The organism is Streptomyces sp. PL-29 (assembly GCF_058344425.1).
This window is the reverse complement of record NZ_CP136996.1, coordinates 4559298-4571551: the sequence shown is the minus strand read 5'-3', so window position 1 is coordinate 4571551 and position 12254 is coordinate 4559298. Positions and strand designations below refer to the sequence as shown.

Sequence of the window (12254 nt, the reverse complement as noted above, 5' to 3'; positions counted from 1 at the left end):
GCCTTGCGTGTACCTCCTACGCGCTCGCCGCCTTCGCCGCCATCGCCGCTCCGACGATGCCCGCGTTGTTCTGCAGCCTGGCCGGGACGATCTCGGCGCGGACGCCCTCGATCAGGGGCAGGAACTTGTCCGGCTTGCGGCTGACGCCCCCGCCGAGGATGAAGAGGTCGGGGGAGAAAAGCATCTCCACGTGCTGCATGTACCTGCTCAGCCGGTGCGCCCAGCGCTCCCAGGTGAGGTCCCCGTCCTCCTTGGCCTTCACCGACGCCCGGGTCTCCGCGTCGTGGCCCTTCAGCTCCAGATGGCCCAGTTCGGTGTTGGGCACCAGCCGCCCGTCCGTGAAGAGCGCGCTCCCGATGCCCGTGCCCAGGGTGAGCAGGATGACCGTGCCGCTCCGCCCGCGCCCGGCGCCGTACGTCATCTCCGCGACGCCCGCCGCGTCCGCGTCGTTCAGCACCGTGACGGGCCGGCCGCCGAGTTCGCCCGAGAGCAGCGCCGCCGTGTCGACACCGATCCAGGACTTGTCCATGTTGGCCGCCGTGCGGGTGACGCCGCCCGTGACCACGCCGGGGAAGGTCACCCCGACCGGCCCGTCCCAGCCGAAGTGGCGCACCACCTCGACGACGCAGCCGGCCACCCCGTCGGGGGTGGCCGGCTGCGGTGTCAGCACTTTGTGGCGCTCCTGCGCCAGGGCGCCCTGCTCCAGGTCCACGGGAGCGCCCTTGATCCCGGATCCGCCGATGTCCACGCCGAAGATCTGCATGGACATACCGTACGAAACGAGCTACTTGTCGGCGACCAGTTCCGCGGCCTCGGCCCGCAGATCACGCCGGAGTTCCTTGGGCAGGGAGAAGGTGATGTGCTCCTCCGCCGTCTTGACGATCTCCACGTCCGCGTAGCCGCGCGCGGCGAGCCACTCCAGGACCTCCTCGACCAGGACCTCCGGCACCGAGGCGCCCGAGGTGAGGCCGACGGTGCTGACGCCCTCCAGCCAGGCCTCGTCGATCTCGCTCGCGAAGTCGACGAGGTGCGCGGCCTTGGCACCCGCGTCCTTGGCGACCTCGACCAGCCGGATCGAGTTCGAGGAGTTCTTCGAGCCGACGACGATGACCAGGTCGGAGTCGGCGCCCATCACCTTGACGGCGGCCTGCCGGTTCGAGGTGGCGTAGCAGATGTCGTCACTGGGCGGCGAAACGAGCAGCGGGAACTTCGTCTTCAGCGCGTCGACGGTCTCCATGGTCTCGTCGACGGACAGCGTGGTCTGGGAGAGCCAGACGACCTTCGACTCGTCGCGGACGGTGACCTTGTCCACGTCGTGCGGGCCGTCGACGATGGTGATGTGGTCGGGGGCCTCGCCGGAGGTGCCGATGACCTCCTCGTGGCCCTCGTGGCCGATGAGGAGGATGTCGAAGTCCTCGTTCGCGTACCGGATGGCTTCCTTGTGCACCTTGGTGACCAGCGGGCAGGTCGCGTCGATCGTCGCGAGCCTGCCGCGCGCCGCCTCCTCGTGCACGACCGGGGCGACGCCATGGGCGGAGAACATCACGATGTTGCCCTCGGGCACCTCCTCCGTCCGCTCGACGAAGATGGCGCCCTTCCGCTCCAAGGTCTGGACGACGTACTTGTTGTGCACGATCTCGTGGCGGACGTACACCGGCGCCCCGTACTGCTCAAGGGCTTTCTCGACGGCGATCACGGCTCGGTCCACGCCCGCGCAGTAGCCGCGGGGCGCGGCGAGCAGGACACGGCGGGATGCGGGCGCAGGGGCGGGAGCAGTCATAGCCTCCATCGTACGGGGGTCTCCCGGAGGCCGAACGTCGCCCGTTCGGCACCGGCCGGCCGGAGGGGGTCCCGCAAGAACGTCCCACCCCTCACCCGGAGGACTGATGGCGTCCGCGACGGATTCCGGCGGGGCCCCGGCGCCCGCGGCCCCCTCGACCCTGCGACGGAGTCTCGGCTTCCGGGACCTGGTCGTCTACGGGCTGCTGTTCATCGCCCCGATGGCCCCGGTCGGGGTCTTCGGCGCGCTCGACGCCAGGTCGCACGGCGCCGTCGGGCTGGTCTACCTCGTGGCGACCGTGGCGATGGCCCTCACCGCCTTCTCCTACGCCCAGATGGTGCGGGTGGCCCCGCAGGCCGGTTCGGTCTTCACCTACGCCCGCAAGGGCCTGGGTGCGGGTCCGGGGCTGATCGCCGGGTGGATGGCGATGCTGGACTACCTGCTGATCCCCGCGGTCGCGTACCTCTTCTCGGGGATCGCGATGAACGCCCTGGTGCCGGGGGTCTCCCGGTGGGTGTGGACGGCCCTGGCGGTCGTGGTGACCACCGCGCTGAACCTGTGGGGCGTGCGGGCTGCCGCACGGGTCGGGTTCGCCGTGCTGGTCATGGAGGTGCTGGTGCTGCTGGTCTTCGTGGTGGCCGCGGTGGCCGTGCTGGTCCAGGACGGACCCCGGCGCGGCTGGCTCTCACCGCTGACCGGTGACGGCTCGCTGGGCTTCAGCACGGCCGCGGTGCTGGGCGCGGTGTCGGTCGCGGTCCTGTCCTACCTGGGCTTCGACGCCGTCGCCTCGTTCGCCGAGGAGGTGACGGGCGGATCGGAGCGGGTGGCGCGGGCGCTGCTGTTCTGCCTGGTGCTGGCCGGGGCGTTGTTCGTCGTCCAGGGCTGGCTGGCGGCGCTGCTGATGCCGGTGTCCGCGGCGGAGCTGGCGGCGGATCCGGCGCGGCAGGGCCCGGCCTTCTACACCGCGGCGGAGTCCTCGGTCGGCTTCTGGCTGCACGACCTGGTGGCGATCAGCAAGGCGGTCGGGGCGGCCTTCGCCGCCCTGGCGGGGCAGGCGGCGGCCGGGCGGCTGGTGTTCGCAATGGCCCGGGAGCGGCGGCTGCCGCGGGTGCTGGCGCGGACCTCGGACGGCACCCCGCGGGCCGCCCTGCTGGTGGCGGCGGCCGTGACGCTGGTGGCCGCGGTGTGGGCGGCCCGGCGCGATGACGGGCTCGGCCATCTGGTGTCCGTGGTCGACGTCGGGGCGCTGGTGGCGTTCACTCTGCTGCACGCGTCGGTGGTGGGGTGGTTCGTGGTCCGGCGGCGGGAGGGCCCGCCGCACTGGTGGAAGCACCTCGTCCTGCCAGTGCTCGGGGCGGCGGTGACCGTCGCGGTGATCGTCGAGGCGTCCCGGACGGCGCAGCTGGTGGGGGCGGTGTGGCTGGCGGCGGGCCTGGCGGTGCTCGTCGTCCAGCGGGGGCGGCGGGACCTGCCGGGCGACACCGGCGCCGGGGCCTGACGCACTGTCGGCGGCGCCGGATAGCCTGCGCACATGGGTCTGAATACGTCCGCGGAGGCGCCGCTGCCGGTGGGCCAGGTGTCCCGGCTCATCGGGGGCTGGATCGAGCGGCTCGGCCAGGTGTGGGTGGAGGGGCAGATCACGCAGCTCTCGCGGCGGCCGGGGGCGGGGGTGGTCTTCCTGACGTTGCGCGATCCGTCGCACGACATCTCGGTGAGCGTGACCTGCTTCCGCCAGGTCTTCGACGAGGTCGCGGACGTCGTCTCCGAGGGCGCGCGGGTCGTCCTGCTGGCGAAGCCCGAGTGGTACGCCCCGCGCGGGCAGCTGTCCCTGCGGGCGACGGAGATACGGCCCGTCGGCATCGGGGAGCTGCTGGCGCGGCTGGAGCGGCTGAAGCGGTCCCTGGCTGCCGAGGGCCTGTTCGCACCGGAGCGCAAGAAGCCGCTGCCCTTCCTGCCGCAGCTGATCGGGCTGGTGGTCGGGCGGGCCTCGGCGGCCGAGCGCGACGTCCTGGAGAACGCCCGGCGCCGCTGGCCGGCGGTCCGCTTCGAGGTGCGCAACGTCGCCGTGCAGGGCGTGCACGCCGTGCCGCAGGTGGTCCGGGCGGTCGAGGAGCTCGACGCGCTGGACGAGGTCGACGTGATCATCGTGGCGCGCGGTGGCGGCAGCGTGGAGGACCTGCTGCCGTTCTCCGACGAGGAGGTCGTCCGCACCGTCGCCGCGGCCCGTACCCCGGTGGTGTCGGCGATCGGCCACGAGCCGGACTCCCCACTGCTCGACCTGGTCGCCGACCTGCGGGCGTCCACGCCCACGGACGCCGCGAAGAAGGTGGTCCCGGATGTCGGCGAGGAGCTGGAGCGCGTACGCCAGTTGCAGGGCCGCGGGCTGCGCGCGGTGAACTCCCTGCTCGACCGGGAGGAGCGGGGGCTCGCGCACGCCCTGGCCCGGCCGGTCTTCGTCCACCCGCAGCGCATGGTGGAGATGCGGGAGGAGGAGCTGGACGCGCTGCTGGCGCGCGGCAGGCGCACGCTGGGGCACCTGCTGGACCGGGCCGACTCGGAGCTCGCCCACACCCTGGCGCGGGTGGTGGCGCTGTCGCCGGCCGCGACGCTGGAGCGCGGGTACGCCGTGCTGCAGCGGGCCGACGGCCACGTGGTGCGCTCGCCGCAGGAGGTGTCGGCGGGTGAGGTGCTGCGCGCCAGGGTCGCGGAGGGCACCTTCCGGGTGGAGGTCTCCTCCGAGGCGGCCGCCGCGGCCGCGGGACGGGAAACGGACGGGGCGGCCGCCGCGGAGTAGCGGACCGTTGCCGCGCTCATGTGGTCGTGGTCGCGGTCGCGGTCGCACCACACTTTCGTCGTCGTCACTACACACACAGGGTGGAACAGGGAATGGCTGAGGCCGAAACGGCGCTGGGGTACGAGCAGGCCCGCGACGAGCTCATCGAGGTGGTCCGCAAGCTGGAGGCCGGGGGGACCTCGCTGGAGGAGTCCCTCGCGCTCTGGGAGCGCGGTGAGGAGCTGGCGAAGGTGTGCCGGCACTGGCTGGAGGGGGCCCGGGCCCGGCTGGACTCGGCGCTGGCGGCGCGCGAGGCGGCGGAGGAGGGGTGATCCCGGTCACGGCGAGAGCCATTTAGTTGAAAGTTAATCTATCTCCGCCGTAAAGTCATGGGCATCGCTTCACCTCCGCTCGGAAGAAGGCTTTCCCGATGTCTCTCGTACTTGACTCCGCCGCGCAGGACCTGCTGTTCCGCGAGGCCCGCACCGCCAACTCGTTCTCCGACGAGCCGGTGACCGAGGAGCAGGTCCAGGCGATCTACGACCTGGTGAAGTACGGCCCCACGGCTTTCAACGGCACGCCGCTGCGCATCACGCTGGTCCGCTCCGCCGAGGCCCGCGAGCGCCTCGTTCAGCACATGGCCGAGGGCAATCAGGCCAAGACGCTGGCCGCGCCGCTGGTCGCGATCCTCTCCGCGGACAACGAGTTCCACGAGGAGCTGCCCCAGCTGCTGCCGCACTTCCCGCAGGCCAAGGACCTCTTCTTCGCCGAACGCCCGGCCCGCGAGCAGTCCTCGCTGGTCAACGCCTCGCTGCAGGCCGCGTACTTCATCATGGGCGTCCGCGCCGCTGGCCTGGCCGCGGGCCCGATGACCGGCGCCGACTTCGCCGGCATCCAGAAGGAGTTCCTGGACGACGACCACACGCCGATCATGGTCGTCAACATCGGCAGGCCGGGTGAGGACGCGTGGTTCCCGCGCTCCCCGCGCCTGGCGTTCGACGAGGTCGTCACCACCATCTGAGCGCGCACGAACACGCACGGAGGAGGGCCGTGTGTCCCGGGGCCCCGGGACACACGGCCCTCCTCCGTGCGTCGCGGCCGGTGCCACCTGGTCCGTACCGGCGGGACCGGGGCGGGCGACGGGCGTGGGACCACTGCGGGAGCCGGCGGCGCTGCCACCCTCGTCGTCCATGGATGTCAGTACCTTCTACGCCCTCTTCTCCGCCACCTGCTTCACCCTGGTCGGCCTGTGGTGGAACGTCGTCCAGAGCCACCACGACTGGATGCGCGAGCCCGCCCTGCGGCGGGTCGTCGGCGGGATCTACCTGTCGTTCCTGCTGCCCGCCCTGATGGGCCTGTTCGCCCAGATCGGCGGCGCCGAACAGCCGCAGGTCTGGCGGGCCGCCTTCATCGTCCTCGCGGCGGTCGGCTGCGGGTGCACCCTGCGGCTGCTGGCCCGCGCACGCGGCAACCGGTTCCTGATCTGGCAGCAGGCCGCGGCGGCGCTGCTCTACGCCCTGATCGCGGCGATCGGGGCCTTCCCCGAGCTCGCCGAGCCCTTCGGACTGCGGCCGATCCAGGCCGAAGCGCTGATGCTGATCGGCCTGATCGTCCTGGGCCACGCCCTGGTCTGGCGGTTCATGGCCGGCGAGGGCCGCGCCGCCGAGGACCGGCCGCGGGACCGGCCCCGGCCGTCAGAGCACTAGCCGCCCTGCTTGAACTCCAGGGCCGCCGCCAGCTCGCCGAGCTTCTCGAAGGAGGCGGTACCGGTCACCACGGTGACGTGACCCTGTTCCCGCCGCACCAGGGCGTCGTACTTCTCGCCCTCCCAGCGCTCCCAGGCCGTGTCGCCGACCTGCTGCGTCTGCCCCGAGGCCGCGGCCTTCTGGGTGACCCGCTCCAGGTACTTGTCAGAGGTGTCGCTGGACTGCTCGACCGCCGCGTACTGCTGCTCCGGGTCCAGGAAGCCCAGGTGCCAGGCGTTGGCGTTCTTGCGCTCGTACGTCACCGAGGTAGCCCGCCACTCCTGCGGAAGGCCCACCGGTGCGGCCAGCGGATACGGGGCCGCGCGCCGGGCCGTGATCGTCTCCACCCGGTAGTCGACCGTGCGCGTCGGATCGGCCTTGTCGTCATGCGGGACGAAGAGGTAGATCCCGGCGACGAGAACCCCGATCACCGCCAGCGACCGCACCATGTCCCAGACCGTCTGCTTGCCTTTCATACCTGCCACGGCACCATCGTCCCGCATCGCCCGGGGGCGATCGCCGCCGGGGTCGCGCGGGTGCGTCGCGCGGCGCACCCTTGAGTCGCCCCGCCCGCTGCCCGTATGGCCCGCAAGGCGTCCGCTCAGGACAATCGAATGACCGATATTCCGCTCATACGTGACCCGCCCTGCTCATTATGTCGACGTACCGATAGAGTTCCAGCACCCTCACTTCCCGGCCGTCGCCGTACAGAAAGGTGCGCTCCGATGACCGAGCACAACCTGCCGCCCCAGCTCGAAGTCTCTCCGGAGGCCCCCGACCGCAACCTCGCGCTCGAACTCGTACGGGTCACCGAGGCGGCCGCCATGGCCGCCGGCCGGTGGGTCGGCCGCGGCGACAAGATCGGCGCCGACGGCGCCGCGGTCAACGCGATGAGGACCCTGATCTCCACCGTCTCGATGAACGGCGTCGTCGTCATCGGCGAGGGCGAGAAGGACGAAGCCCCGATGCTCTTCAACGGGGAACAGGTCGGCGACGGCACGGGTGCCGAGGTCGACATCGCCGTCGACCCGATCGACGGCACCACCCTGAACGCCAAGGGCATGCCGAACGCCATCGCCGTCCTGGCCGCCGCCGACCGCGGCACGATGTTCGACCCGTCCGCCGTGTTCTACATGGACAAGCTGGTCACCGGCCCCGAGGCCGCCGACTTCGTCGACATCAACGCCCCCGTCTCGGTGAACATCCGCCGGGTCGCCAAGGCCAAGAGCATGGCCACCGAGGACGTCACGGTCGTCATCCTGGACCGCCCCCGCCACGAGGGCATCGTCCGGGAGATCCGCGAGACCGGCGCGCGTATCAAGTTCATCTCCGACGGCGACGTCGCCGGCTCCATCATGGCCGCCCGCGAGGGCACCGGTGTGGACCTGCTCCTGGGCATCGGCGGCACCCCCGAGGGCATCATCTCGGCCTGCGCGATCAAGTGCCTGGGCGGTGTGATCCAGGGGAAGCTGTGGCCGAAGGACGACGCCGAGCGCCAGAAGGCCATCGACGCCGGCCACGACCTGGACCGGGTGCTCACCACCACCGACCTGGTCTCCGGCGAGAACGTCTTCTTCGTCGCCACCGGCATCACCGACGGTGAGCTGCTGCGCGGCGTGCACTACCGCTCCGAGACTGCGACGACGTCCTCGCTGGTCATGCGTTCCAAGTCCGGCACCATCCGGAAGATCGACTCCACGCACCGCCTGTCGAAGCTGCGCGCGTACAGCGCGATCGACTTCGACCGCGCCCAGTAGGCGGCGGGACACGACGCGGGAGGGGCGGTCACCCTGTGCGGGGGTGACCGCCCCTCCCGCGTGTCCGCGTGCGAAGGCGTCGAGGTGCAGGGGATGCCCGGCGTGCATGGCGCGCCCCGGCGACCAGTGTCCGTGGCGCGCGCCGCGGGCCGGGCCCCGCCCGGCCGGAGCCCGGCTCGCCCGGCGGCGGAGGGGTCAGCCCGCCGCTGCCACCGGCCCCGCGCCCGGGGCCTGTCGCAGCTCGGCGGACCTGCGCCGCATCCGGGCCAGTACCACCCGGCGCTCGGCCGCGGTGAGCCCGCCCCAGACCCCGTACGGCTCGGGCTGGAGCAGCGCGTGCTCACGGCAGGCGACCATCACCGGACAGCGGGCGCAGACGCGCTTCGCCGCCTCCTCGCGGGAGAGCCGGGCGGCGGTCGGCTCCTTGGACGGGGCGAAGAACAGTCCCGCCTCGTCACGGCGGCACACCGCCTCCGCGTGCCATGGGCCGTCCTCCGCCCTGGCCGGCACCCGCGGCTGCGGCACCGCCGATGGGCGCGCCCCAGGACCCTGAAGGCTCTTCACGGCGGCTACCTGCAGGGACTGATGCGGCGGGTGCGGCACGGTCTACTCCTGACGACGCATACGTGAGCGAGAGACGACGCACCTGTCCCTACCCGCTGTGCGCGCCCCTATGCACTGTGTGCCACGGGGCGCCAGGGGTTCGTCCGAAACGCGACCCTCCGCCTCCGGATGCGCCTCCGCCCCGTGTCAGCCGTCGAGGTGCTTGCGGATTCTGCGCGCCAGGTCGACCAGGCGGGCGCCCAGCTTGGGCCGCGCCTCGATGTTGCCGAGCAGCGAGAACCCGCGGACGATCACCACCGGCGCCTGTGGGTCGGTCTCCCCGCGGCTCTCGCCGCGCACCTCGAAGTTGCCGAGGACCCCGCTGCCGTAGCCGCGCAGGGTGACGTTCTCCGGGACCAGGACCTCCACGTTGCCGAGGACGCAGGTCACATTGATCTCGGTGACCTGCTGCTCGAAGACCGCCTGGGTGAGGTCGATGGTGATGTCGCCCATGACCGAGATCGCGCGGGTGTGCGCTCCCGGCCGCCAGCGGCCCTTGCGGCTGGAGCTGCTGCACACGGCGACGATGGTCTCGACGGCCTGACCGGCGGCCCCCGCGTATGCGGTCGGGGCCGGGGTGTGGGCGCCGCCGGGCGCGGGCAGATCCCGTACGAGCACCTCCAGCTCGCCGACGGTCTTGACCGCGTACAGCGTGTCCAGGCGTTCGGAGTGCTCCTCGGCGGTCAGCCGGCCCTCGGCGAGGGCGTCGGCGAGGACCTGCGCGGTCCGGTCCCGGTCGGCGTCGGAGGCGCGCAGCGCGGCGGGGCCGGGCGCGGGGGCGGCGGGGTGCTTTTCCAGGTCCACGACGCCAGCATAGCGAGACACGATAGATCGCGATACTGCCGAGTCGTTGCCAGTGAGCCCTACCTCACAAACACCTGCCGGGCGGGAGGTTCTACGCTGGTGTACTGCGCTGCCAATGTGATCGCCAGTGCTGTCTGCCGAGTGAGGAATGGCCCCAATGCCGGAGTTCGCGTACACCGACCTGCTGCCCCTGGGCGAGGACACCACCCCGTACCGGCTGGTGACCGCCGAGGGCGTGTCCACCTTCGAGGCGGACGGCCGTACGTTCCTCAAGGTCGAGCCGGAGGCGCTGCGCAAGCTCGCCGAGGAGGCCATCCACGACATCCAGCACTTCCTGCGCCCCGCGCACCTCGCGCAGCTGCGCCGCATCATCGACGACCCGGAGGCCTCGTCGAACGACAAGTTCGTCGCGCTCGACCTCCTCAAGAACGCGAACATCGCGGCGGCCGGCGTCCTGCCGATGTGCCAGGACACGGGTACGGCGATCGTGATGGGCAAGCGCGGCCAGAACGTGCTGACCGAAGGCGGCGACGAGGCGGCGCTCTCACGCGGCATCTACGACGCCTACACCCGCCTGAACCTGCGCTACTCGCAGATGGCGCCCCTGACCATGTGGGAGGAGAAGAACACCGGCTCGAACCTGCCCGCGCAGATCGAGCTGTACGCGACCGACGGCGGCGCGTACAAGTTCCTCTTCATGGCCAAGGGCGGCGGCTCGGCGAACAAGTCCTTCCTCTACCAGGAGACGAAGGCGGTCCTCAACGAGGCCTCCATGATGAAGTTCCTGGAGGAGAAGATCCGCTCGCTCGGTACGGCGGCCTGCCCGCCCTACCACCTGGCGATCGTGGTGGGCGGCACCTCCGCCGAGCACGCGCTCAAGACCGCCAAGTACGCCTCCGCGCACTACCTGGACGAACTGCCCCGCGAGGGATCTCCGCTGGGCCACGGCTTCCGCGACGAGGCTCTGGAGCAGCAGGTCTTCGAGCTGACCCAGAAGATCGGCATCGGCGCGCAGTTCGGCGGCAAGTACTTCTGCCACGACGTCCGCGTCGTGCGCCTCCCCCGCCACGGTGCCTCGCTGCCCGTCGCGATCGCCGTCTCCTGCTCCGCGGACCGCCAGGCCACCGCGAAGATCACCGCCGAGGGCGTCTTCCTGGAGCAGCTGGAGCGGGACCCGGCGCGCTTCCTGCCGGAGACGACCGACGCCCAGCTGGACGAGGCGTCCGGCGTCGTCTCCATCGACCTGAACCAGCCGATGGACGAGATCCTGGCGACCCTGACCGAGCACCCGGTCAAGACCCGCCTGTCGCTGACCGGTCCGCTGGTCGTGGCGCGGGACATCGCGCACGCCAAGATCAAGGAACTGCTGGACTCGGGCGCCGAGATGCCGCAGTACCTCAAGGACCACCCGGTGTACTACGCGGGCCCGGCCAAGACCCCCGAGGGCTACGCGTCGGGCTCCTTCGGCCCGACCACGGCCGGCCGGATGGACTCCTACGTGGCGCAGTTCCAGGCGGCGGGCGGCTCCAAGGTGATGCTGGCCAAGGGCAACCGCTCCCAGCAGGTGACAGACGCGTGCGCCGCACACGGCGGCTTCTACCTGGGCTCGATCGGCGGCCCCGCGGCACGCCTGGCCCAGGACTGCATCAAGAAGGTCGAGGTCCTGGAGTACGAGGAACTCGGCATGGAGGCCGTCTGGAAGATCGAGGTCGAGGACTTCCCGGCCTTCATCGTGGTCGACGACAAGGGCAACGACTTCTTCACCTCGCGGGAACCCGAGCAGCCGACGTTCACCAGCATCCCGGTGCGGGGTCCCGGCCTGGCATAGCCCGGCACCCACACCCGCCGCAGAGCCCCTGGCGCCGGCCGCCGGGGGCTCTGTCATCACAAACGGCCGAGCGAGCGGCAGGAGGGCGGGGCCGGGTTCATCCGCTGTTCCGCCGCATGCGCGGCACGCGGTGCCGGGGCGGCCCGCGCATGCGGCTAACGTCGGGGCATGACGCACACGCAGCCCCGTACCGACCGCGCCGTCCGGGTCGTCGCCCATCGCGGGGCCTCCCACGAGCATCCCGAGCACACCCTGGCCGCCTACCGGCAGGCCGTCGCGGACGGCGCCGACGCCCTCGAATGCGATGTCCGGCTCACCGCCGACCACAAGCTGGTGTGCGTGCACGACCGGCGCGTGGAGCGGACCTCGGACGGGCGCGGGGTGGTCTCCGCCATGACCTACGAGGAGCTGTGCGCGCTGGACTTCGGCGGCTGGAAGGGCGCGGAGCACCGCGGGGCGCAGGTGTTGCTCTTCGAGGACCTGCTGAAGGAGGCGCTGGCCGCGGACCGGCCCGTGGGGCTGGCCGTGGAGACCAAGCACCCCACGCGGGCCGGGGGCCGCCTGGAGGCCGAGCTCGTGCGGGTCCTGAAGGAGCACGGGCTGGCCGACGGCCGGGCCGGCCTGGTCGAGGTGATGAGCTTCTCGCGCAGCGCCCTGGTCCGGCTGAACCGGCTCGCGCCCGGCCTGCCGGCCGTCTACCTGATCGAGCGCCGGGTGCGGCCGGTGCGGCCGCCGTTCGCGGGGCACGCCGGGCCGGGCATCGACCTGGTGCGCAGGGATCCGGGGCTGGTGGGGCGGCTGAAGGCCAAGGGGCTGGGGGTTCGGGTGTGGACCGTGGACGAGCCCGAGGACGTGGAGCTGTGCGTGCGGCTCGGTGTGGACACCCTGATCACCAACCGGCCCCGTGAGGTGCGGGAGTACCTGGGCTCTTCGTGACCGGTACGGGAACACCCGGCCGGGGTGC

Annotated in this window: 13 protein-coding genes; 8 read left to right on the top strand and 5 right to left on the bottom strand. The window is 71.9% G+C overall.

The annotated features are described in order from the left end of the window. Positions 1–16: 16 nt before the first annotated feature. Positions 17–763 carry a polyphosphate--glucose phosphotransferase gene (ppgK, locus tag R4Z63_RS21175; RefSeq protein ID WP_384453026.1) on the bottom strand — a complete coding sequence of 249 codons (747 nt, stop codon included), beginning with the start codon at positions 761–763 and terminating at the stop codon, positions 17–19. A gap of 21 nt (positions 764–784) precedes the next feature. Then, positions 785–1789, bottom strand: coding sequence for a 4-hydroxy-3-methylbut-2-enyl diphosphate reductase (locus R4Z63_RS21170; protein ID WP_037919436.1), 1005 nt, complete (start codon positions 1787–1789; stop codon positions 785–787). Between the two features lie 97 nt (positions 1790–1886). Here R4Z63_RS21170 and R4Z63_RS21165 point away from each other — a divergent pair, with 97 nt between their 5' ends. The 5 genes from R4Z63_RS21165 to R4Z63_RS21145 all read left to right on the top strand — a co-directional run bounded on the left by R4Z63_RS21165 (position 1887) and on the right by R4Z63_RS21145 (position 6259). Continuing rightward, positions 1887–3278 carry an APC family permease gene (locus R4Z63_RS21165; protein ID WP_384453029.1) on the top strand — a complete coding sequence of 464 codons (1392 nt, stop codon included), beginning with the start codon at positions 1887–1889 and terminating at the stop codon, positions 3276–3278. A 33-nt stretch (positions 3279–3311) separates the two neighbouring features. Next, positions 3312–4574: an exodeoxyribonuclease VII large subunit gene (gene xseA, locus R4Z63_RS21160; RefSeq protein ID WP_384453032.1), complete on the top strand. Its 1263-nt coding sequence runs from the start codon at positions 3312–3314 to the stop codon at positions 4572–4574. A gap of 92 nt (positions 4575–4666) precedes the next feature. After that, positions 4667–4885, top strand: a complete 219-nt coding sequence (locus R4Z63_RS21155; protein WP_037919431.1) for an exodeoxyribonuclease VII small subunit — start codon at positions 4667–4669, stop codon at positions 4883–4885. Positions 4886–4983: 98 nt separating this feature from the next. Next, a complete protein-coding gene (locus tag R4Z63_RS21150; RefSeq protein ID WP_384453036.1) occupies positions 4984–5574 on the top strand; it encodes a malonic semialdehyde reductase in 591 nt (196 codons plus the stop codon). A 169-nt stretch (positions 5575–5743) separates the two neighbouring features. Continuing rightward, positions 5744–6259, top strand: coding sequence for a hypothetical protein (locus tag R4Z63_RS21145; RefSeq protein WP_052030300.1), 516 nt, complete (start codon positions 5744–5746; stop codon positions 6257–6259). Here R4Z63_RS21145 and R4Z63_RS21140 read toward each other — a convergent pair. After that, a complete protein-coding gene (locus R4Z63_RS21140; RefSeq protein ID WP_384451000.1) occupies positions 6256–6774 on the bottom strand; it encodes a DUF4245 domain-containing protein in 519 nt (172 codons plus the stop codon). The two genes, R4Z63_RS21145 and R4Z63_RS21140, sit on opposite strands and share 4 nt — an antisense overlap. A 249-nt stretch (positions 6775–7023) precedes the next feature. On the opposite strand from R4Z63_RS21140, the gene glpX reads away from it, so the two are divergent. Beyond that, complete coding sequence (gene glpX / locus R4Z63_RS21135; RefSeq protein WP_037919422.1) at positions 7024–8055, top strand: class II fructose-bisphosphatase; 1032 nt, start codon at positions 7024–7026, stop codon at positions 8053–8055. 195 nt (positions 8056–8250) lie between these two features. Here the strand turns inward: glpX and R4Z63_RS21130 are convergent, their stop codons facing one another. Next, positions 8251–8658: a WhiB family transcriptional regulator gene (locus tag R4Z63_RS21130; protein WP_037919419.1), complete on the bottom strand. Its 408-nt coding sequence runs from the start codon at positions 8656–8658 to the stop codon at positions 8251–8253. Positions 8659–8805: 147 nt separating this feature from the next. Continuing rightward, on the bottom strand, positions 8806–9462 hold the full coding sequence (locus tag R4Z63_RS21125; RefSeq protein WP_384450995.1) for a DUF1707 SHOCT-like domain-containing protein: 657 nt from the start codon (positions 9460–9462) through the stop codon (positions 8806–8808). Between the two features lie 157 nt (positions 9463–9619). Here R4Z63_RS21125 and R4Z63_RS21120 point away from each other — a divergent pair, with 157 nt between their 5' ends. Next, positions 9620–11290: a fumarate hydratase gene (locus tag R4Z63_RS21120; RefSeq protein WP_037919415.1), complete on the top strand. Its 1671-nt coding sequence runs from the start codon at positions 9620–9622 to the stop codon at positions 11288–11290. Between the two features lie 168 nt (positions 11291–11458). Beyond that, positions 11459–12226, top strand: a complete 768-nt coding sequence (locus tag R4Z63_RS21115; RefSeq protein ID WP_037919413.1) for a glycerophosphodiester phosphodiesterase — start codon at positions 11459–11461, stop codon at positions 12224–12226. Positions 12227–12254 lie beyond the last annotated feature (28 nt).